Source organism: Mycobacterium sp. NGS17, assembly GCF_059813205.1.
The window spans coordinates 54,612-76,404 of sequence record NZ_JCALED010000012.1 but is presented as its reverse complement, the minus strand read 5'-3'; the positions used below and the strand labels follow the sequence as shown (position 1 = coordinate 76,404).

The 21,793-nt window shown below is 68.0% G+C and carries 18 protein-coding genes and 1 pseudogene; 12 read left to right on the top strand and 7 right to left on the bottom strand.

Features of this window, described 5'->3' with window-relative positions:
- The first annotated feature begins 24 nt into the window (after positions 1–24).
- Positions 25–750 (top strand): NUDIX hydrolase, encoded by a 726-nt coding sequence (locus AC5Y7E_RS22200; RefSeq protein WP_499921637.1) that lies wholly within the window; start codon positions 25–27, stop codon positions 748–750.
- A 160-nt stretch (positions 751–910) separates the two neighbouring features.
- On the top strand, positions 911–2,251 hold the full coding sequence (locus tag AC5Y7E_RS22195) for a lipase family protein (RefSeq protein ID WP_499921639.1): 1,341 nt from the start codon (positions 911–913) through the stop codon (positions 2,249–2,251).
- Here AC5Y7E_RS22195 and AC5Y7E_RS22190 read toward each other — a convergent pair.
- From AC5Y7E_RS22190 to bioB, 3 genes are read right to left on the bottom strand one after another with little or no spacing between them, the layout of a single operon-like run.
- Positions 2,246–2,905 carry a DUF2567 domain-containing protein gene (locus AC5Y7E_RS22190; RefSeq protein ID WP_499921641.1) on the bottom strand — a complete coding sequence of 220 codons (660 nt, stop codon included), beginning with the start codon at positions 2,903–2,905 and terminating at the stop codon, positions 2,246–2,248. The genes AC5Y7E_RS22195 and AC5Y7E_RS22190 overlap by 6 nt on opposite strands.
- Complete coding sequence (bsaP, locus tag AC5Y7E_RS22185; protein WP_064883538.1) at positions 2,902–3,129, bottom strand: biotin synthase auxiliary protein BsaP; 228 nt, start codon at positions 3,127–3,129, stop codon at positions 2,902–2,904. The genes AC5Y7E_RS22190 and bsaP overlap by 4 nt, the downstream gene beginning before the upstream one ends.
- Before the next feature lie 30 nt (positions 3,130–3,159).
- Positions 3,160–4,197 (bottom strand): biotin synthase BioB, encoded by a 1,038-nt coding sequence (gene bioB, locus AC5Y7E_RS22180; RefSeq protein ID WP_499921643.1) that lies wholly within the window; start codon positions 4,195–4,197, stop codon positions 3,160–3,162.
- Between the two features lie 131 nt (positions 4,198–4,328).
- Between bioB and AC5Y7E_RS22175 the strand changes: the two genes are divergently transcribed.
- The 6 genes from AC5Y7E_RS22175 to AC5Y7E_RS22150 all read left to right on the top strand — a co-directional run bounded on the left by AC5Y7E_RS22175 (position 4,329) and on the right by AC5Y7E_RS22150 (position 11,850).
- A complete protein-coding gene (locus tag AC5Y7E_RS22175; protein ID WP_499921645.1) occupies positions 4,329–4,520 on the top strand; it encodes a hypothetical protein in 192 nt (63 codons plus the stop codon).
- Between the two features lie 113 nt (positions 4,521–4,633).
- On the top strand, positions 4,634–6,466 hold the full coding sequence (locus AC5Y7E_RS22170) for a hypothetical protein (RefSeq protein WP_499921647.1): 1,833 nt from the start codon (positions 4,634–4,636) through the stop codon (positions 6,464–6,466).
- A 4-nt stretch (positions 6,467–6,470) separates the two neighbouring features.
- Positions 6,471–6,836 (top strand): hypothetical protein, encoded by a 366-nt coding sequence (locus AC5Y7E_RS22165; protein WP_499921649.1) that lies wholly within the window; start codon positions 6,471–6,473, stop codon positions 6,834–6,836.
- The gene (locus tag AC5Y7E_RS22160) at positions 6,833–8,197 is read left to right on the top strand and encodes a hypothetical protein (protein WP_499921651.1); all 1,365 of its coding nucleotides are present in this window, start codon (positions 6,833–6,835) and stop codon (positions 8,195–8,197) included. The genes AC5Y7E_RS22165 and AC5Y7E_RS22160 overlap by 4 nt, the downstream gene beginning before the upstream one ends.
- A gap of 72 nt (positions 8,198–8,269) precedes the next feature.
- On the top strand, positions 8,270–10,444 hold the full coding sequence (locus AC5Y7E_RS22155) for an adenylate/guanylate cyclase domain-containing protein (protein ID WP_499921653.1): 2,175 nt from the start codon (positions 8,270–8,272) through the stop codon (positions 10,442–10,444).
- Positions 10,444–11,850: a mechanosensitive ion channel domain-containing protein gene (locus tag AC5Y7E_RS22150; RefSeq protein ID WP_499921655.1), complete on the top strand. Its 1,407-nt coding sequence runs from the start codon at positions 10,444–10,446 to the stop codon at positions 11,848–11,850. Before AC5Y7E_RS22155 ends, AC5Y7E_RS22150 begins: the two co-directional genes overlap by 1 nt.
- Here AC5Y7E_RS22150 and AC5Y7E_RS22145 read toward each other — a convergent pair.
- From AC5Y7E_RS22145 to AC5Y7E_RS22130, 4 genes are read right to left on the bottom strand one after another with little or no spacing between them, the layout of a single operon-like run.
- Positions 11,847–12,359: a 2'-5' RNA ligase family protein gene (locus tag AC5Y7E_RS22145; RefSeq protein WP_499921656.1), complete on the bottom strand. Its 513-nt coding sequence runs from the start codon at positions 12,357–12,359 to the stop codon at positions 11,847–11,849. The two genes, AC5Y7E_RS22150 and AC5Y7E_RS22145, sit on opposite strands and share 4 nt — an antisense overlap.
- The gene (gene bioD / locus AC5Y7E_RS22140) at positions 12,359–13,039 is read right to left on the bottom strand and encodes a dethiobiotin synthase (RefSeq protein WP_499921658.1); all 681 of its coding nucleotides are present in this window, start codon (positions 13,037–13,039) and stop codon (positions 12,359–12,361) included. The genes AC5Y7E_RS22145 and bioD overlap by 1 nt, the downstream gene beginning before the upstream one ends.
- Positions 13,040–13,048: 9 nt before the next feature.
- Complete coding sequence (locus AC5Y7E_RS22135; RefSeq protein WP_499921659.1) at positions 13,049–14,194, bottom strand: 8-amino-7-oxononanoate synthase; 1,146 nt, start codon at positions 14,192–14,194, stop codon at positions 13,049–13,051.
- Positions 14,195–14,200: 6 nt separating this feature from the next.
- Complete coding sequence (locus AC5Y7E_RS22130; protein ID WP_499921661.1) at positions 14,201–15,505, bottom strand: adenosylmethionine--8-amino-7-oxononanoate transaminase; 1,305 nt, start codon at positions 15,503–15,505, stop codon at positions 14,201–14,203.
- A 62-nt stretch (positions 15,506–15,567) separates the two neighbouring features.
- Here AC5Y7E_RS22130 and AC5Y7E_RS22125 point away from each other — a divergent pair, with 62 nt between their 5' ends.
- The 4 genes and pseudogenes from AC5Y7E_RS22125 to glgX all read left to right on the top strand — a co-directional run bounded on the left by AC5Y7E_RS22125 (position 15,568) and on the right by glgX (position 21,791).
- Complete coding sequence (locus AC5Y7E_RS22125) at positions 15,568–16,044, top strand: hypothetical protein (protein WP_499921662.1); 477 nt, start codon at positions 15,568–15,570, stop codon at positions 16,042–16,044.
- A 333-nt stretch (positions 16,045–16,377) separates the two neighbouring features.
- Positions 16,378–17,064: pseudogene (gene ripD, locus AC5Y7E_RS22120) on the top strand (NlpC/P60 family peptidoglycan-binding protein RipD); the annotation flags it as partial.
- Between the two features lie 306 nt (positions 17,065–17,370).
- Positions 17,371–19,527: an acetyltransferase SucT gene (gene sucT, locus AC5Y7E_RS22115; RefSeq protein ID WP_499950775.1), complete on the top strand. Its 2,157-nt coding sequence runs from the start codon at positions 17,371–17,373 to the stop codon at positions 19,525–19,527.
- Between the two features lie 62 nt (positions 19,528–19,589).
- Positions 19,590–21,791: a glycogen debranching protein GlgX gene (glgX, locus tag AC5Y7E_RS22110; protein ID WP_499921665.1), complete on the top strand. Its 2,202-nt coding sequence runs from the start codon at positions 19,590–19,592 to the stop codon at positions 21,789–21,791.
- Positions 21,792–21,793: the final 2 nt, after the last annotated feature.

Genomic DNA, 21,793 nt, shown 5'->3' with positions numbered 1-21,793 from the left:
GGTTTTCGACTTACAATCGAAAACATGGCCCATGGTAGCACCGCCCACGAAGTGCTCGCGGTCGTGTTCCAGGTTCGCGGAGTGACCGGACGGGTCACGAAGGGACGCCACACGGCAAAACCACAGCTGAACGTGCTGTTATGGCAGCGCGCCAGGGAGCCACAGCGGGGCAAGTGGTCGCTGCCGGGCGGGCAGCTGCGCAACGACGAGGACATGATCACCTCCGTCCGGCGGCAACTCGCCGAGAAAGTCGACCTCAAAGAGCTGGCACACCTGGAGCAGCTCGCGGTGTTCTCCGACCCGCACCGGGTTCCGGACACCCGGGTGATCGCGTCGACCTTCCTGGGCCTGGTGCCCTCCCCCGCCAGCCCCGAGCTGCCACCGGATACCCGTTGGCATCCGGTGAACTCCCTGCCGCCGATGGCCTTCGACCACGGTCGAATGGTGGACAACGCCCGCACCCGGCTGATCGCCAAGCTGTCCTACACCAACATCGGTTTCGCCTTGGCACCAAGGGAATTCGCGCTTTCCACGCTGCGCGACATCTACGGCGCCGCCCTGGGCTATCAGGTCGACGCGACGAACCTGCAGCGGGTGCTGGCCCGGCGCGGCGTGATCACGGCGACGGGCACCATCGCACAATCCGGGCGCAGCGGCGGCCGTCCGGCCGCGCTGTACCGGTTCACCGACGCGGCGCTGCGGGTGACCGACGAATTCGCCGCGCTCAAGCCGCCGGGGCTCCCTGGCTAGGCTGATGGAAAAGCGTCGTCGGGCGACGCGGGGGCAATTCGACTTCAGTAGCGCTCTGACCTGGCCAATGTGACGAGAAGTCGCTCACACTGCGGCGATTACGTTTTGGTTACCTGCCGTTCGTGCGCGAGAATGCCGGGTGGCCACGAAGGGAGCCTCAATGGCTGAGCTCGGCAATCTGGCAGGCACGCACGGGGCGGAATGGATCGCCCGGCCGCCGCACGAGGAACTGCAGCACAAGGTGCGTCCGCTGCTGCCCTCCGACGACCCGTTCTACCAGCCGCCGCTGGGGTTTCAGCACGCCGAGCCCGGCACCGTGCTGCGCTCGCGCGACGTCGAGCTGGCGTTCCTGGGGCTGATCCCGCAACCCATGAAAGCCGTCCAGCTGCTCTACCGGACCATGGACATGAACGGCGAGCCGGAAGCCACCGCCACCACGGTGATCGTCCCCGCCGACCTCGCTCCGGGTCAGTCGTGCCCGCTGCTGTCGTACCAGTGCGCGATCGACGCCGTCTCGTCGCGCTGCTTTCCCTCCTACGCGCTGCGCCGCAGGGCGAAAGCACTGGGCGCGATCGGCCAGTTCGAGCTTTTCCTCATCGTCGCCGCCGTCGCCGAGGGATGGGCCGTCTCCGTGCCCGACCACGAGGGCCTGCGCGGCCTGTGGGGCGCGCCGTATGAACCGGGCTACCGCGTTCTGGACGGCATCCGGGCGGCGCGGAGCTCGGAGCGCCTGAACCTGTCCTCCTCGGCCCCCGTCGGGCTGTGGGGATACTCCGGTGGCGGACTGGCCAGCGCGTGGGCTGCCGAGATCTGCGCCGAATACGCGCCCGAACTGGACATCGTCGGCGCGGTGCTGGGCTCGCCCGTGGGGGACCTCGGTAACACCTTCCGCCGCCTCAACGGCAGCTTCCTGTCCGGGCTTCCGGCGCTGGTGGTAGCCGCGCTCGCGCACATCTATCCCGACCTGGACCGGGTGATCCGGGAGCACACCAACGAGGAGGGTCGCGCCCTGCTCGACTCGCTGGAGAAGATGACGACGGTGCAAGCCGTGGTGCGGATGGCCGGCAAGAACATGGGTGACTACCTCGACGAGCCGCTCGAGCAGATTCTGTCCACCCCGGAAGTCACCTACGTCTTCGACCACATCAAGCTCGGCGCCGCGGTCCCCACACCGCCGGTGCTGATCGTGCAGGCAGTGCACGACTACCTGATCGACGTGCACGACATCGACGTGCTTGCCGATGCGTATTCCGCCGGCGGCGCGCACGTCACCTACCACCGTGACGCCTTCAACGAGCACATGATGCTGCATCCGCTGTCGGCGCCGATGGCCCTGCGCTGGCTGACGGATCGCTTCGAGAGCCGCCCGCTGACCGAACACCTGATCCGGACCACGTGGCCGACGATGTTCAACCCGATGACCTACGTCGGGATGGCCCGGCTGCTGAAGATCGCGGCAAAAGTCGTCACGGGCCGCAAGATCGGCCGTCGCCCGCTATGACGTTGGCACTTCCGCGGCGCCTCCGCCTTTCACCGGCAGCGTCTCGGAAGGCCTAGGCTGCGGCGGAAGCGCCCCCAGGTCGTCGCGGGCGTCCGCGGCCGTACGAACGGCGTAGACCAGAGCCGCGATACCGGCCGGCCACAGCAGGGTCACCGCGATCTGCAGCGGGCCGTCCGAGAAGAACACCGGCGGCGCCTGGACGACGTACGCGACCGACGGGCTTTTCGTCAGCGGTATCGCATCGAAGTTCAGGGCGCCAAAGCGCAGCCGAACCAGCCCGGCCCCCACCGCCGAGGCCGCGGCGGCCGCCGCCACCATGCCGCTCGACAGGGCGATCACCATTGCCGGCCCGCGGTGTTCGCGCCACTGCCACACCCCGACCGAGGCCACCACCGCCAGCACGGTCAGCAGCCCCAGCATCAGGGCCGGCGCGACGAAGAAATGCTCGGACTCATTACCCAGGTAGTCATGGACGCGCTCACCCGAGCGGGTGAGCGCCACCACGGCGTGAATCGGCGGGGCGATCCACGCCCACACCCCGCCGATCACCACACCGGTGAGCGCCGAGCCCAGGACGACGACCAGGAGCGCACGCGTACGCGCCCGGCGGGAAGCGGGAACATCCACAGCCTCCGGCCCGGCCGGCTCGGTCACCGCTGCGTCTCCAGATCACCGGAATCGACCTCACCGTGCCGCGAGCAGCGCGCCCGCCAGCCGTCGGGGCGAACCTGCACCACCATCCGGCGCCCGCACGCCGCGCAGAACCGGGGAGGCTCGAGACCCAACTGAGCCGCTGTCGGCACGGAGGTGCCCCCTAATTCCCCGGTGTAGACGTTGTAGACGCCGGCGCTCACCGCAGCGCCCAGATCGCCAACCACAAGTCTCCAACCCTAGCCGCGACAGCCGGCCTACAAGCTGGCGTTGAGGCCCTTGAGGGGCATCTGCAGATCGTCCAGCAATTCCAGGTCGGATTCGGCGGGACGACCCAGCGTGGTCAGGTAGTTGCCCACGATCACGGCGTTGATGCCGCCCAGGATGCCCTGCTTGGCACCCAGATCCCCCAGCGTGATCTCGCGGCCACCGGCGAACCGCAGCATGGTGCGCGGCAGCGCCAGGCGGAAGGCGGCCACCGACTTCAGCGCCTCGCTCGCCGGCATGACCTCGAGGTCGCCGAACGGGGTTCCGGGCCGCGGGTTGAGGAAGTTCAGCGGCACCTCGTCGGGGCCGAGTTCGGCCAGCTCCGCGGCGAATTCCGCGCGCTGCTCGAGGGTCTCCCCCATGCCGAGGATGCCGCCGCAGCACACCTCCATGCCGGCGTCACGGACCATCGACAGCGTCTCCCAGCGCTCCTCCCAGCTGTGCGTGGTCACGACGTTGGTGAAGTACGAGCGGGCGGTCTCGAGGTTGTGGTTGTAGCGGTGCACGCCCATCTCGGAGAGCTGCTCGACCTGCTCGGCGGTCAGCATGCCCAGCGAACAGGCGATGTTGATCTCGACTTCGTTGCGGATCGCTTCGATACCGGCGGCGACCTGGGCCAACAGCCGCTCGTCGGGACCGCGCACCGCCGCCACGATGCAGAATTCGGTGGCGCCGGACTTTGCGGTCTGTTTGGCCGCCTCGACCAGGCTGGGAATGTCCAGCCGGGCGCTGCGCACCGGCGACGCGAACAGGCCCGACTGTGAGCAGAAATGGCAGTCCTCCGGGCAGCCGCCGGTCTTCAGGCTGATGATGCCCTCGACCTCGACCTCCGGTCCGCACCAGCGCATGCGTACCTCGTGGGCCAGCGCCAACAGTTCGTCGAGCCGGTCGTCGGGCAGCTGCAGCACCCGCAGCACCTGGTCACGGCTCAATCCCTGGCCGTCCTCCAGCACCTGCTGCCGGGCCACCGCCAAGATGTCCTCGTCGTTGCCGGTTTCGGCCGTCGGTCGAGTTGCCGCTTGCGTCACCAGGTACTCCCCTGCCTCTTTTTCGTGTCCGCGCGTGGGGACACCTGCCACATGGTGATGGCAGCCGGAATGAAAAGTGTTCAAAATAGGGTAACGGCCGAACGACCCGACCTAGCTATGGGTATACGACCTTGGTGACTCCGCACGCCGAAATCCTGGCGCACCACATGCTGCTGTTGGCGGCGCCGGCCTTCCTGCCTGCGGTGATCGTCGTAGGGGTGATCTTGTACATCGCCCTGCGCGACCGCCGCGAGGGCCGCAATGCCACACGTTCGACAGGCGACGGCCCCCATTCCGACACGCCCGACCAAAAGCGTGATTGACGAGCGCTGCATCGGGGCATTAAACAAGCAATCGCAGACCTACTTGACAGTAATAAGCGGTTGACTTCAATCGGATCCTCCGGGGCAGCCCGGCGCGGTTGGGAGGCACGACGATGCGGTCGAATGAACTGACGATTGTTGCCGAGGCACCGGCTCGCGGTGCGGGGCTGAATCAGGTGATCGGGCTCTCGATCGCCGCGGTGGTGATCACCCTGCTGTTGCTGTGGGTGGGCCATGCCCATCGCACCCGTCGCATCACCTGGTTGACCCGCCTCGCCGACAAGCTCGGCGAGAAGTTCCACCGCCCCGGCTGGGTCGCCCTGCCGGTTCTGGTGTTCACCACGTCGATCATCTGCGCGTTGTTCGGCTTCATCTGGGACGTCAGCTGGCATATCGGCAACGGCCGCGATCCCGGGCCGCTGGCCAACCCGGCGCACTACTTCATCATCATCGGATTGTTCGGCATCTTCCTTGGTGGGATGACGGCGGTCGTGCTGCCATTCGACCAGCCCGGCCCGGCGGCAGTGCGGATCACGCAGAACTGGCGCGCGCCGGTCGGCGGCGTGCTGATGGCCGGTTGTGGGATGTACGCGATGATCGGGTTCCCGCTCGACGACATCTGGCACCGAATCTTCGGCCAAGACGTCACCCTCTGGGGCCCAACGCATTTGATGATGATCGGCGGCGCCTGCTTTTCGCTGTTCGCGGTGCTGATGCTGGAGCGCGAGGGTGAGGCCGAAGAAGGCGAAGACGTCTACCACGGCGTCTTCATCACCTTCCTGCGTTACCTGTCGTTCGGTGGGTTGTTCATCGGCCTGTCGGTCTATCAGATCGAGTTCGATTTCGGCGTCCCGCAATTCCGCCTGGTGTTCCAACCCATGCTGATCGCCGGCGCTTCAGCCCTGGCGGCGATCGCTGCCCGCATCACCATGGGACGAGGCGCGGCCCTGATCTCGGCCGTCTTCGCCATCGCCCTGCGTGGTGGTGTCGCCTTGCTGGTCGGGCCGATACTGGGCGCTCCCATCAACTGGTTCCCGCTCTACCTCGGACCCGCGCTGGCAGTCGAGCTGGTCGCGCTGACCCCGCTTCTCAAGCGCCCCATCCTGTTTGGCGCCGTCGCCGGGCTGGGCGTGGGCACGGTCGGGCTTTGGCTTGAGTCGCTGTGGATCGCGGCGGTCTACCACTACCCCTGGCCGATGAGCATGTGGCCCGAGGCCCTGGCCATGGCCGTGCCGGTTGCGATCCTGATGGGTATGTGCGGCGCCATGTTCGGCATGGTGCTCACCGGACAGCGCCTCCCCGGGCGCGCCATCGGCATCTCTGTGATCGTCGTGACGGTGTTGGTGATCGGCGGCGCGGTGGCCAACGGCTTGCACATCGTGGTGCCCGGCCAGAACAACGCCACCATCACGTTGACCGATCTGCCCAGTCCGCCGGGGCAGCGCATGGTGTCGGCCGACGTCCAACTCCTACCCGCCGACATGGTCAGCGACAATCCGGACTGGCTGACGATCCTGTCCTGGCAGGGGCGCATGAACAACGACCGCGGCCTCGTCATCGACCGGCTCGCCAAGGTCGGGCCGGGACACTACCGCTCCACCCAGCCGGTCCCGGTCTGGGGAGATTGGAAGACCCTGCTCCGCGTCCAGGACGGCCGCACGATGACGGCCGTGCCGATCTGGGAACCGGCAGACTCCGCCATTCCGGCCCCCGAGGTCCCCGCGCTGGCATCGAGCACCCGGCCGTTCGTCCTGGAGGTCACCATCCTGCAGCGCGAACGCGACCAAAGCGCGCCGGCGTGGTTGTTCACCGCGGGCGGGATCGTGGTGCTGTTCCTGACGCTCATGGTGATCGCCGGCTTGACCTGGGGCGCCGGCCGACTCAACAACTCCCTCGCCGAGCCGGAACCGGTGGAAGACAAGCAGCCGATTCCTCGGGCGGCGTAGGGCCATGTCACTACGGGGCACGCTGGGAGCGGCGGGCGCAGCGGCGCTGGCCTGCGGCCTGGTCGCCTGCAGCGGCGGTTCTACGGGCAAATCTCCGGCCGCACCGCTGACGATCGACGTGACCATCGCAAACGGGCAGGTCACTCCGACCAACGCCACGTTGCAGGCAAAGGTGCACCAGCAGATCACCCTGCACGTGACCAGCGACGCCGCCGATGAGCTGCACGTGCATTCGACGCCCGACCATAAGTTCCAGGTCGCGGCCGCGCCCAACCAGACGTTCGGGTTCGCCGTCGACGTTCCCGGCAACGTCGCGGTGGAGCTGCACCATCTGGACCGCACCGTCGCAACCATCCAAGTGCGGTCGTGAGCTCCGCCGCCGCGGCGGTGGTGCTCGCGCACGGACTCGGGGGGTCGGGCGACCTCCCGGTGCCCTACGCCTACGCGATGGTCGGGGCGGCCTGGGCGCTGACGTTCACCTTCGCCCTGGTGGCTTTCGCGTGGCGCCGGCCGCGGTTCGATCCGCTCAAGCCGGGGCGTCCCTTGCCGGCGGCGCTGACGACGTTGGTCGATTCCCGGGCGGCGCGGTGGTCGGCGGCCGCGGTGGCCCTGGCGTTCGCGGCGTGGGCGGTGGCCGCCGGGGTGTGGGGTCCCGAATCGGAGTCCAACGCGCTGCTCGGCGCGTTCTACGTGCTGCTGTGGGTCGGGCTGGTGGCACTGTCGTTGGCCTTCGGACCGGTGTGGCGGGTGATTTCGCCGATGCGCACGGTGTATCTGCTGCTGCGACGCATCGCCCCGGAGCGGCTGGGCCGCCCACGGCTGTCCTACCCCGAAGGCTGGGGCTATCGGCCCGCGGCGGTCGGCCTGTTCGCCTTCGTCTGGATGGAGCTGGCCAGCCCGAATTCTGCGTCACTGCCGTGGGTCAGGACATGGATAGCCTGCTACGCCGTGCTGATGCTGGTCGGCGCGTGGCTGTGCGGGCAGCGCTGGCTGGCCCGCGCCGACCCGTTCGGCGTTTACAGCGTGGCCGTCTCCCGGCTCTCGCCGTTTCGGCGCAACCGGGAGACCGGCCGGGTCGTCATCGGGAACCCGCTCGACCATCTGCCGTCGCTGCCGGTGCGGCCGGGTGTCGTCGTGCTGCTCGCGGTGCTGCTCGGCTCGACGGCGTTCGACAGTTTCTCGTCGTCGCCGACGTGGCGCGGCTTCTCCGACCAGGTCACCCGCGAATTCGGGGCGCCCCCGACCTTGGCGTCATCGACGCTGCGCACCGTCGGCCTGATCGTTTTCATTTGCGTTGTGGCACTGACGTTTTCACTCGCCGCACGCGCCACCGGCGGGGTGACCGCAGAGCATCGCCGCGAATTGCCCGGCGAGATGGCACATTCGCTGATCCCGATCGTGGTGGGCTACATCTTCGCGCACTACCTGTCCTATCTCGTGGAGCGCGGACAACAGGCGCTCTTCGCGCTGGCCGACCCCTTCGGCCACGGGTGGAATCTGCTCGGCCTGGCGCATCTGCACGTCGCCTACGTGTTGTCCATGCACCCCCCGGTGCTGGCCGCGGTCAAGGTGACCTGTGTGGTCACCGGGCACATCGTCGCGGTGATCGCGGCCCACGACAAAGCGCTGCGGCTGCTGCCCACCGGCCACCAGCTCACCGGGCAGCTGACGATGATGCTGGTGATGGTCGGCTACACCTTCACCGGTTTGTATCTGCTCTTCGGGGGGTAGGCGTCGGGGCGTGCGCTTCGTAACGCCATCGCGAGAAGCGGCGCCGTGGCGTCGGGGACACCAGGGGAGTTGATGCGCCCGAAAGAGTCGGCTCCCCCGGACGAGCAGGCCGCGGCCCCCAAGAGGCACCGCCCGCGCGCGCTGTCGTGGGTCAGCATTCAGTCCAAAGTCATGCTGATGTTGCTGGTGTCCAGCCTGGCGTCGCTGGGTGTGATCGGGACTGTCGAGTACGTCGCGGCGCGCAATGCGCTGCTGCCCGCGGCTTCCGAGCGCATGACGCAGTTGCGCGAGGCGCAGAAACGCGCGATCGAGACGCTGTTCTCGGACTTGTCGGACTCGCTGGTCGTCTACAGCCGCGGATCCACCGCGCTGGACGCGGTGCAGGCCTTCACCGCCGGCTTCGACCAGCTGGCCAACGCGCCCGTCGACCCCGGGCAGCAACGCGCGCTGGTGGACTTCTACAACGAGCGGCTGATCAAACCGCTGGAGCGCGACACCGGAAACAAGCTGGCTCTCGATGCCTTGCTGCCGACCAACAACTCACAGCGATATCTGCAGGCGCACTACACCGTTGCGGCACATGGGACTCCGAATGGATCCGCACCCGACGACGCGGGCGACGGCAGCGCCTGGTCGGCCGCCAACGCCCGCTTCAACGACTACTTCCGCGAGATCGCCACCCGCTTCGAATACCGCGACGCGCTGCTGCTGGACACTCGCGGCAACGTGGTCTACACCGTCCGCAAAAGCGCCTCGCTGGGCACCAACGTGCTCACCGGCCCGTATCGACAGTCGAACCTGCGCGGCGCCTACGAGAAGGCGATGGCGGCGAACTCGGTCAATTTCGTGTGGATCACCGATTTTCAGCCCTATCAGCCCCAGCTCGGGCAGCCCATCGCGTGGTTGGTCGCGCCCATCGGGCCGCCGGGCAGGCCCGCCGGGGCGCTGGCGCTGCCGCTGCCGATCGCGAAGGTGAATCGGATCATGACCGCGGACAAGCAGTGGCGTGCCGCGGGCATGGGCCAGACCGCCGAAACCTATCTCGCGGGCCCGGACAATCTCATGCGCTCCGACTCGCGGCTGTTCATCGAAGACCCGCAGCGATATCGGCGGGAGGCACTCGCCGCCGGCGCTCGCCGCGAGACCGTCGACACCGCGATCAGGTGGGGCGGCACCACACTGGTCCAGCCCGTCGCCACCCCGGCCGTGCTTGCCGCGCAACGCGGCGAGACCGGAACGGTGACCGACACCGGCTATCTGGGCCGGCGAGAGCTGGCGTCTTACGCTCCCTTGTCCCTGCCGAATTCCGATTTGCACTGGTCGATCGTGGCGACCAGGGAAACCTCGGAGGCCAATGCCCGGGTGGCGTCGCTCACCCAGACGCTGATATTGACAACTACGGCAATGGTATTCGTCATCTGCGTGGCCGCGCTGCTGGTCGCCCAGATATTCGTGCGGCCCATTCGCCGGTTGCAGGCCGGGGCGCGTGAGATCGGCGCCGGCAACTACGACGTCGCGATCCCGGTCACCTCACGCGATGAAATCGGTGAACTCATGGCCGCTTTCAACGACATGAGCCGCAACCTGCAGATCAAAGAGGAACTGCTGACCGAGCAGCGCAAAGAGAACGACCGGCTGCTCGCTTCGTTGATGCCCGAGCCGGTGGCGCGGCGTTATCGCGACGGGGAACAAACCATCGCCCAGGAGCACCAGGACGTCACCGTCATCTTCGCCGACATCGTCGGTCTCGACGACATCTCCGGCAAGCTCTCCGGCCGCGAACTGGTGGGCATCGTCGACGAGTTGATCCGGGAACTCGATTCGGCGGCGGAATCCCTTGGCATCGAGCCGATTCGCACACTGCACAACGGATACCTCGCCAGCTGCGGCCTGAACTTCCCCCGGTTGGACAGCGTCCACCGCACCGTCGAATTCGCCATCGAGATGCAAGACATCATCGCGCGCTTCAACAGCAGGACGGGTTATCACCTGGGACTGCGGGCCGGCATCAACACCGGCCATGTAATCAGCGGACTGGTCGGGCGATCCAGCATCGTCTACGACATGTGGGGGGCGGCCGTCAACCTGGCCCACCAGACACGCAGCAGCACAACGCAATCCGGAATCTTCGTCACCGCACAGGTATACGAGGTGATGCGTGACATCCGCCGATTCACTCCGGCGGGCACCATCACCGTCGGCGGGACCGAGCAACAGATCTGGAAGTTGTCGGAAGGGCAGGAATAGTGACAACCTTCGACTCGTCATCGCTTTATTGGGCCGCCGGTGTGGTGTTCGGCCTGCCGCTGCTGCTGATCGCGCTGACCGAATGGCACCAGGGGCTGGTCCGCAAGACGAGTCCACTGGCGCGGCCCGTCCTGCTGTTGCGCAGTTATCTCATCCCGCTTGGCGCCCTGCTGGTGCTGCTGGTGAATGTGGCCCAGATGCCCGCGCAGTTCACGTCGGTTCGGGTGCTTGCGACGGTGTTCGGTTTCGTGGTGCTGGTGCTGGTGTTATCCGGGCTCAAGGCAACGGTTTTCGAAGGTGCACCGCAGGGGTCCTGGCGCCAGCGGATCCCGCGCATCTTCCTCGACGTGACCCGATTCGTGCTGATCGGGGTCGGGCTGGCGGTCATCTTCTCCTACGTCTGGGGTGTGCGCGTCGGCGGCCTGTTCACCGCGCTGGGGGTGACCTCGGTGGTCATCGGCCTGATGCTGCAGAATTCCGTCGGCCAGATCGTGTCGGGCCTGTTCATGTTGTTCGAGCAGCCGTTCCGGATCGGTGACTGGCTGGACACCCCATCGGCCCGCGGCCGGATCGTGGAGGCGAACTGGCGGTCCGTACACATCGAGTCCGGTCACGGGCTTCAGATCACCCCGAACTCGGTGCTTGCCACCACCTCGTTCACCAATCTCAGCCGCCCGGCCGGCGGGCACCAATTGACAATGACCACAACGTTTTCCGAGATCGACCCGCCGGATCGGGTGTGTGCGCTGCTGGAACGGATTGCCAACGCATTGCCGCAGCGCAGGCCCGGCGCGGTGGCGGCGTCGGTGCCGACCGGAGGGGCCGAGTACCGGGTCAGCGTCGGGCTGACGTCGCCTGCGGACGACTCCGCCGCGCAAGCCGCGTTTCTGCGTTGGCTCTGGTACGCCGCGCGGCGCGAGGGCCTGCACCTCGACGGCGCCCAGGACGACATCTCGACGAGCGAGCGCATCGAGAGGGCGGTGCGGACCGTGGTGGCACCGGCGCTGCGGCTCAGCCCACAGGATCAGCAGGCCCTGGTGTCGCACGCGAAAATCGTTCGCTACGGGGCGAATGAGATCGTCGAGCAGGCCGGTCACGTTCCCGCCAGAATGACGTTTCTGCTCGAGGGCGGCGTGCGGTTGACCGCCACAGCGACGGATGGAACGGTGGTCGCGGTCGGGGGGCTGGACGAGGGCTCGTTCCTGGGTGTGACCGCGCTGACCCGACAACCCAACCTGGCCGACGCCCAGGCCATCGGCGAACTGACCGCGCTGGAGATCGATCGCGATCACCTCGTCGAGCTGGTCATGGACAAGCCGCTGCTGTTGCAGGACCTGGGCCGGGCCATCGACGAGCGGCGCGCCCGGGTGCAGGCGGCCACCGCGCCGGTGCTGGCGGACGCCTAGCCACCGATCAGGTGTTCGACCTTTTTGTTGCCATCCCAGCGACGCAAACCCGCGAAATTGCCCTCGATTTGGGTGGGCCGGCCCGCGACGCGCAACGCCCGCCCGAGTTGGGCGCCGCCGACGCGGCGCGCCAGCGTGACGTGCCCGGTCCACTGACCGGGCAGGCTGTTGGGCATCGGGCCGGGCTTGCAGTGCGGAGCACACACCCGGTGCACCTGCGCGTGCAGGGCCAGCAGTTCGCCGGTCGGCACCACCAACCGCGCGAAAACCGCACTGGCGCGCCCGAATAACACCGGTGCACCGATGAGGCAGCGCTGCGGCAGCCGCTCAGCGACGGGGCGCAGCAGCGCGTCGACGTCGGCGGCGATGCCTTCGGCCACGGCCAATGTCACATGCGGCCGGCTGGCGGGCGCCTGACTGGGTATCCCCGCCGTGGCCAACGCTTCCCAGATGTTCCGGATAGCCACCTCGGTATCGCGGTCGAAGACCAGCTCGATGGAGTGGACCATCAGGCCACCAGGGCGGTGACCCAGTCGCGGTCGAACGCCGTGGCGCACAGCGTCGCGAACTCGGCGGTGTCCAGTAACGCCGCACCTTCGGGCAGCACCGCGCGCACCGCGGCCAGCCGGGCCAGCGCGGACCGGTTGGTCGTCTCGACCACCCCGGGCCGCCGGGGCCAGCTGCCGATGACCAGGCCCGCACACGAAAGCCCCTGTGCGGCAATAGATTCCAGGGTCAGCGCGGTGTGGTTCAGGGTGCCCAGCGCCGGGCCGACCACGACCAGCACCGCGGCGCCCAGCGCGACGGCGAGATCGCGTGCGGTGACACCGTTTTCGCCGAGTTCGACCAGCAGCCCCCCGGCGCCCTCGACCAGCGTCAGCCGCCCCGGGCGGTCCAGCTCGCCGATGAGCGCCAGCAGCTGCTCGCGGGTGGGCAGCGGCATTCCGGCCGCCTCGGCGGCGGCCACCGGCGCCAGCGGCTGCGGATACCGGCCGAGTCCAGCCAGCTCGCTCACCCCCGACAGCCGGGCCACCTCGGCGAGGTCGTCGTCGCCGGCGTCGGTGCCCGTCTGAACCGGTTTGCACACCGCGACGTCGAGGCCGGCCTGACGAGCGTGACACGCCAGTGCCGCGGTGGCGACCGTCTTGCCGACCCCGGTGTCGGTGCCGGTGACGACCAGGACCGTCACCGGCGCGCCTCAGCCGAGCGTGGCGAGCACATCGGTCAGCACGCGCCGCGCGACCTCGAGTTCGGCGTCGTCCAGCGACGCGCGGGCGGTCAGCCGCAGCCGCGACGTCCCGGCGGGCACGGTCGGGGGCCGGAAGCAGCCCACCCGCACGCCGGCATCCAGGCAGGCGGTCGCGGCGGCCACCGCCACGTCCGGGTCGCCCAGGATCACCGACACCACCGCCGACTGCGGCACCTCGGCCACCCCGCACGCTTCGGCGAGCATGGCGGCATGGCGCAGCACCGCGGCCGCCCGCCAGGGCTCCGACCGCAGCACGCCCAGCGCGGACCGTGCGGCGCCCACCGCCGCCGGGGTCAGGCCGGTGTCGAAGATGAAGGTGCGCGCCGCGTCGATCAGATGGGCGCGCACCGACGCCGGCCCGAGCACCGCGCCGCCCTGACTGCCCAGCGCCTTGGACAGCGTGGTGGTCATGACCACGTCCGGCGAACCGGCCAGCCCGGCCTCGTGCAGCAGCCCGCGCCCGCCGCCGCGCACCCCCAAGCCGTGTGCCTCGTCGACGATGAGCAGGGCGCGATGGCGACGGCACGCCTCGTGCAGTTCCCGAAGCGGCGCCAGCGCGCCGTCGGTGGAGAACACCGACTCGGTGATGACGACCGCGCGCTCCTCGGGGCGCGCGGCGAGCGCCGCCTCCACGGCGCCGACGTCGCGATGCGGCGTGATCGCCACCCGCGCCCGCGACAGCCGGCAGGCGTCCACCAGCGACGCGTGCGAATACTCGTCGGAGACCAGCAGCGAACCCCGGCCCGACAACCCGACGACGGCGCCCAGGTTGGCCGCGTAGCCGGAGGAGAACAGCAGCCCGGATTCGGCGCCGGCGTAGTCGGCCAGCTCGGACTCGAACTGCTGGTGCAACTCGGTGTCCCCGGTGACCAGCCGGGACCCGGTCGCCCCGGCACCCCACATGCGCAGCGCGGCGATCCCGCCATCGATCACGTCGGGGTGTTGCGAGAGCCCGAGGTAGTCGTTGGAGGCCAGATCCAGCTCGGTGGCGACCGCGGGACGCGGCCGCAGTGAACGGCGCAGCCCGGCCTCCCGGCGTTGCCGTTCCACCGCTTCCAGCCAGGCCAGCGGGGAAACCTCGATCGGTGCCTTCATCGGCGTTCAGCCTACGAGGTGGGCGACCTGCACCATCGCCGAGGTGATCTGGGCGACCTCGTCGGGCGTGCAGATGTAGGGCGGCATCGCGTAGACCAGGTTGCGGAAGGGGCGCAGCCAGACGCCGCGGTCCAGGGCCGCGGGGGTGGCGACGGCCAGGTCGACGGGGCGCTCGCACTCGATGACGCCGATGGCGCCGCACACCCGCACGTCGCTTACGCCGGGCAATGCCCGCGCCGGCTCGAGTCCGGCCGCCAGGCCGGCGCCGATCTCGCCGACCCGCGACCGCCAGTCCTGCCCGAGCAGCACCTCGACGCTGGCCACTGATACCGCGCAGGCCAGCGCGTTCGCCATGAACGTGGGGCCGTGCATCAGCGCTCCGGCCTCGCCGCCGCTGATGGTGTGGGCGATGTCGGCCGTGCACAGGGTGGCGGCCAGGGTCAGATATCCCCCGGTCAGCGCTTTGCCGACGCACATGATGTCCGGGCTCACGCCTGCGTGGTCGGCCGCGAACAGCTCGCCGGTGCGCCCGAAGCCGGTGGCGATCTCGTCGAAAATCAGCAGCACCTCGTGCCGCCGGCAGATGTCGCGCAGGTCGCGCAGGTATCGCGGGTCGTGGAAGCGCATGCCGCCGGCGCCCTGCACGACGGGCTCGACGACGACGGCGGCCAACTCGGCGGCGTGCCCGACCAGTTGCTCCTCGAACTCCGCGCTGTAGCCGGCGTCGTAGTGCCGCGGCACCTGCGGGGCGAACACCTGGCGGGCCAGGATGTCGGTCCACAGCGAATGCATGCCGCCGTCGGGGTCGCAGACGCTCATCGGCGTGAACGTGTCGCCGTGGTAGCCCCCGCGCCAGGTCATCAGCCGGTGCTTGCCGGGCCGGTCGCGGCTGCGCCAGTACTGCAGCGCCATCTTGACCGCCACCTCCACCGACACCGATCCGGAGTCGCTGAAAAACACCGTCTCCAGACCCGCCGGGGTGATGTCCACCAGCAGCTGGGCCAGGCGCGCGGCGGGTTCGTGGGTCAGCCCGCCGAACATGACGTGGTTCATGGCGCCGAGCTGGGCGGACAGGGCCGCATCGAGCACCGGGTGGCCGTGCCCGTGAATCGCGGTCCACCAGGAGCTCATCGCGTCGAGCGCCTCGAGCGGCCTGCCGTCGCGGATCAGGGTGAGCCACGCGCCGCGGGCGCCGACCGCCACCACGGGTGCGACGGATTCGGCGCCGATGGTGCTGTAGGGATGCCACAGGTGCGCGGCGTCGATCGCGCTGATCTGATCGGGCGTCAGGCCGGCCTTTGCCGCGGGCATAGTGATCGAGGGTAAAGCAGCCGATTCGCGCAAAACTCCGACGTCGGGAAGCATGGGACATCATGGCCACGCCGCAGCAGCCCGACAGCGCAGCGCCCGGAGCCGAGGCCGGGCCGCCGCCGGGGCCAGGCTGGTCCCCCGACACCCACTACCCGCTGCTCGAGTACGAGGACGAAGCTCCTCGGGTGCTGCGCGTGCGGGTGGCGCCCTGGGACATCGCCTGCACGGTAGCGCTGCTGATCCTGCTCGCGGTGCTGGCCACGGCGACGACCTGGCCGACGCGGCTCTTCGGCTTCCTGGCGAATGTGTGCGAGGACGAGACCTGCGGGCCGGTTCCCTATGGGCTCGACCTGTATATCCACCCGGTGGTCTGGGGCGGCATCGGTGCGGCCATGACCGCGGCGGTCATCGGGCCGGTCGTTTCCCTGCTCAAGGGCTGGTACATGTCCTTCTGGCCGGTGCTGTCGCTGGCGCTGGTGATGGTCAGCTCGATAGCCGGATCGCTGCTGACGATGTTCAGCGAACGCTACTGGCTTTGATCACGCCGCCGCCGGCCGTTGGCGGACGTGCGAATCCGTAGCCGACTGAGACCGAAATCACAACTGCGCATACGGAATTGGGCGCGCCCGTCACCATCCGGTCACGGTACGACAAAAAATCCCGCGTGGACCTGGCGGCTAACACCATCTGTTGTCAAAGTGGCTTTTGTGACTGATGTGAATTGAGCGGCCCGACCGCTGATTCACTCGCAAGTGCCATGGACCGCGTTCGGCCCCAGCGTGGGGGCCTCGCTTTGGTTCATGAACCGGGGCGGACGCGCGAAGTCACCGCGCCGAGGCCAGTTGAGCGCCTGGAGAGGCCAGGGAAAGGCCATGAACATGAAACGCATCTACGCCTTCGCGATCGGCTTAGCCCTGCTCGGGGCGCCGATGGTGGTTCCCACCACCATCGCGACCGCCGACCCGGGCGCCAGGTCGATGGACTACCAGCAGGCCACCGACGTGGTGGTCGCCCGCGGTCTTTCGCAGCGCGGTGTGCCGTTCTCCTGGGCCGGTGGCGGCATCAACGGCCCCACCCGCGGCACCGGCACCGGCATCAACACGGTCGGTTTCGACGCTTCCGGGCTGATGCAGTACGCCTACGCCGGCGCCGGCATCAAGCTGCCGCGCTCGTCGGGCGCGATCTACCGAGTCGGCCAGAAGATCGTGCCGCAGCAGGCCCGCAAGGGCGATCTGATCTTCTACGGCCCGGAGGGCACGCAAAGCGTCGCGATGTACCTGGGCAACAACCAGATGCTCGAGGTCGGCGACGTCGTGCAGGTCTCGCCGGTGCGCGCCAACGGCATGACGCCCTACATGGTCCGGGTTCTCGGTGCCTCCGCCCCGGCCCAGCAAGCGCCGCTGCAGCAGGCACCACAGCAACTGCCCGCCCAGCAGGCACCCCAGCAGGCCCCGCTGCAGCAGTCGCCGTACCAGCAGGCACCGCAGCAGCTGCCTGCTCAGCAGGCCCCGCTGCAGCAAGCGCCCGCTCAACAGGCCCCGCTCCAGCAGTCGCCGTACCAGCAGGCACCGCAGCAGCTGCCCGCCCAGCAGACGCCGCTGCAGCAGGCACCCGCCCAGCAGGCGCCGCTGCAGCAGTCGCCGTTCCAGCAGGCCCCGGTGCAGCAGGTGCCGACCCAGCAGTCGCCGCTGCAGCCGACCGGCGCCGGCATCGCCAGGTAATTCGCGGTCCATTCTCGACCGTCCGACGCCCGCCACCCGCTCCCCCGCAACCCGGCTCGGAAGCTCAGCGACCCACCTGAGCAGCCGCCGCGCCGTGAGCAGTCGGGAGCCGGTGGCGGGTTTTCGGTAAATTGACTGTCGATCATGCAGACCCCGCCACCGCCTCCTGCGCCGGACGCCATCGCCGATCCGCGGGTCACGGGGGTGCGCAATGGGGGGTCCGAGGGGTTTTATCGGTACGACCTCGACGGCCTGCGCGGTATTGCGATCGCGCTGGTCGCGGTCTTCCATATCTGGTTCGGCCGGGTGTCGGGCGGCGTGGACGTGTTTCTGGCGCTGTCCGGGTTCTTCTTCGGCGGCAAGGTGATTCGCGCCGCGCTGAACACCGCTGGGACACTGTCGCCGGTATCCGAGGTGATCCGGCTGGCCCGACGCCTCGTTCCCGCACTCGTCGTGGTGCTGGCCGGGTGCGCGGTGTTGACCATTCTGGTTCAACCGGAGACCCGGTGGGAGACGTTTGCCGATCAAAGCCTCGCGAGCCTCGGCTACTACCAGAACTGGGAGCTGGCCAACACCGCATCCGATTATTTGCGCGCGGGCGAAGCCGTCAGCCCCCTGCAGCACATCTGGTCGATGTCCGTGCAGGGCCAGTTCTACGTCAGCTTCCTGGTGTTGATTGCCGGCTTGGCCTATCTGTTCGGGCGCCGGATGGGCGCCCGGTTGCGCACCGTGTTCGTGGCGGCGCTGTCCGCGTTGACGGTGGCCTCGTTCGGCTACGCGATCATCGCGCATCAGCAGGACCAGCCGGCCGCCTACTACAACACTTTCGCGCGAGGTTGGGAGCTGTTGCTGGGCGCACTCGTGGGCGCGCTGGTCACCCGCGTCCGCTGGCCGATGTGGTTGCGGACGGTATCGGCCACGGTCGCGCTGGCCGCGGTGCTGTCCTGCGGGGCGCTGATCGACGGCGTGCACGAGTTCCCCGGCCCGTGGGCCCTGGTGCCGGTCGGCGCCGCCATGCTGATGATCCTCGCCGGAGCCAATCTGCGGGGTGGTCGGTTGCCGTTGCCCAATCGGCTGCTGGCGACGCGCCCGTTGGTGGAGTTGGGCGCCATGGCGTATGCGCTGTACCTCTGGCACTGGCCGCTGCTGATCTTCTGGCTGTCCTACAGCGGCCACAAGCACGCCGGCTTCGTCGAAGGCGCGGTTCTGCTGCTGGTGTCTGGTGTGCTGGCGTATCTGACCAATCGGCTCGTCGAGGACCCGCTGCGCTACCGCGCGTCCTCGAAGCCGGCCGCGGCGGCACCGACCATTCCGTGGCTGACGCGCCTGGCCCGGCCGACCATGGCGCTGGGATCGGCCATCGTGTTGCTGGGTGTGACCCTGACGGCGACGTCCTTCACCTGGCGTCAGCACGTGACGGTCTTGCGGTCGGCCGGCAAGGAGCTCAGCGTCCTCAACCCGCAGGACTATCCGGGTGCCCGAGCCCTCACCGAACACCTGCGCGTGCCCGCGCTGCCCATGCGGCCCACGGTCTTAGAGGTCAAGCAGGACCTGCCCGTTTCGACCCGGGACGGGTGCATCAGCGACTTCGTCAACCCCGCGGTGGTCACCTGCACCTACGGCGATGTGGCCGCCGACCGGACCATCGCACTCGCCGGTGGGTCCCATGCCGAACACTGGCTGCCCGCGCTGGACGTCCTGGGCAGGCTGCACCGCTTCAAGGTCGTGACGTACCTCAAGATGGGTTGCCCCCTGTCGACCGAGCAGGTCCCGTTGATCATGGGCAACAACGCCCCCTATCCCCAATGCCGGGAATGGGTGCAGGGAACGATGACCAAACTGGTCACCGACCGGCCCGACTACGTCTTCACCACCACCACGCGGCCGTGGAACATCAGGGCCGGCGATGTGATGCCTGCCACCTATATCGGGATCTGGCAAACGTTGTCCGACAACAACATTCCCATTCTCGGCATGCGGGACACGCCCTGGCTGGTCAAAAACGGTCAGCCGTTCGACCCGGCGGACTGCCTGGCCAAACGGGGCGGCACCGCGCAGTCATGCGCCATCAAGCGTTCCGATATGCTCTCCGACCGCAACCAGACGCTCGACTTCGTCGCGCAGTTCCCGCAGCTCAAGGTGCTCGACATGTCGGACGCGATCTGCCGCGCCGACGTGTGCCGCCCGGTCGAGGGAAACATCTTGATTTATCACGGCGCCCACCACCTGTCCCCCACCTACGTGCGGACCATGGCACCCGAATTGGGCCGCCAGATCGCCGAGGCCACGGGCTGGTGGTGACCCGCCTTACTCCCTGGTCTCCAACGCGCGTGAGCGCAACCGGGCGCGGATAAGGTCGATGGGTGTCAACAAACAGTCCCGCTTCAGAAGCAGGCGGTAACCACCAACCCAAACTCGCCACCGTGTGGCCGGGTGACCCGTATCCGCTCGGCGCCTCCTACGACGGCGCGGGAACCAACTTCTCGTTGTTCTCCGAAATCGCCGAGAAGGTCGAGTTGTGCTTGATCGACCATCACGGCGGCGAGTCGCGGATTGCCTTGGAAGAGGTGGACGGATTCGTCTGGCACGCCTATCTGCCCAACATCAACCCGGGCCAGCAATACGGCTATCGGGTCTACGGCCCCTTCGACCCGGCAGCCGGTCACCGCTGTGACCCCAGCAAGCTGCTGCTGGACCCGTACGGCAAGGCTTTTCACGGCGACTTCACTTTCGGCCAGGCGCTGTTCTCCTACGACATGAAGGCGGTCGACCCGGACGGACCCAACGCCGATGGAGCCGATCCGGGCATTCCCCCGATGGTCGATTCGCTGGGCCACACCATGACCAGCGTGGTGAGCAATCCGTTCTTCGACTGGGGATCCGACCGCGCACCGCTGACGCCCTATCACGAAACCGTCATCTACGAAGCCCATGTCAAGGGGATGACGCAAACCCATCCCAGCGTTCCCGAGGAGCTTCGGGGCACCTATGCCGGGCTGGCCCATCCGGCGATCATCGACCACCTCAAGTCGCTAGGGGTCACGGCCATCGAACTCATGCCCGTGCATCAGTTCATGCACGACTCGCGACTGCTGGATCTGGGGCTGCGAAACTACTGGGGCTACAACACTTTCGGGTATTTCGCGCCGCACAACCAGTACGCGGCCAACCGAACGTCCAGCGTCGCCGAGTTCAAGTCCATGGTGCGCAGCTTCCACGAAGCCGGCATCGAAGTGATCCTCGACGTGGTCTACAACCACACTGCCGAGGGCAACCACCTCGGGCCGACCATCAATTTCCGCGGCATCGACAACGCCGCGTACTACCGGCTGGTCGACACCGACCTGCGCCTGTACAAGGACTACACCGGCACCGGCAACAGCCTGAATCCGCGCCACCCGCACGTGCTGCAGCTGATCATGGACTCGCTGCGGTACTGGGTGACCGAGATGCACGTGGACGGTTTCCGCTTCGACCTGGCCGCCACTCTGGCCCGCGAACTGCACGACGTCGACCGATTGAGCGCGTTCTTCGATCTGGTGCAGCAGGATCCCATCGTCAGTCAGGTCAAATTGATCGCCGAACCGTGGGACGTCGGCGAGGGCGGCTACCAAGTCGGAAATTTCCCGGGTTTGTGGACCGAGTGGAACGGGAAGTATCGCGATACTGTGCGCGACTACTGGCGGGGCGAGCCCGCAACCCTGGGCGAGTTCGCTTCCCGGCTGACCGGGTCGTCGGACCTGTACGAGGCGACCGGCCGGCGTCCCAGCGCAAGCATCAACTTCGTCACCGCGCACGACGGTTTCACGCTGGCCGACCTGGTGTCCTACAACGAGAAACACAACATGGCCAACGGGGAGGAGAACCGGGACGGGGAAAGCCACAACCGATCGTGGAACTGTGGCGTCGAAGGCCCCACCGACGACCCGGACATCATCGAGCTGCGCTGCCGCCAGATGCGCAACTTCTGGGCGACCCTGATGGTCAGCCAGGGCACGCCGATGATCGCCCACGGTGACGAGTTCGGCCGCACCCAGAACGGCAACAACAACGTGTACTGCCAGGACTCCGAATTGTCTTGGATGGACTGGTCTTTGGTGGACAAGAACGCCGACCTGCTGGAGTTCGCACGCAGGGTGACCACGCTGCGCAAGCGCCATCCGGTGTTCCGCCGGCGCCGGTTCTTCGAGGGCGAACCGATCCGCAGCGGCGACGAGGTGCGCGACATCGCCTGGCTGAATCCAAGCAGCCGCGAGATGACGCATGAGGACTGGGGCGAAAGCATTCACAAGTGTGTCGCGGTGTTCCTCAACGGCGAGGCCATCACCGCGCCCAACGCCCGCGGTGAACAGGTCATCGACGACTCATTCCTGTTGTGTTTCAACGCCGGTGAAGATCCGGTGGACTTCGTGACGCCGAACAGCGACTATGCGAAAGAGTGGGCCGTGGAACTGGACACCAACGAACCGACGGGGCGCAAAGAAGGAGCCGATCAGGTGGTGACCGCCGAGGAGAAGGTGTCCCTGCCGTCGCGCTCGCTACTGGTCTTGCGTAAGACGCAGTGACG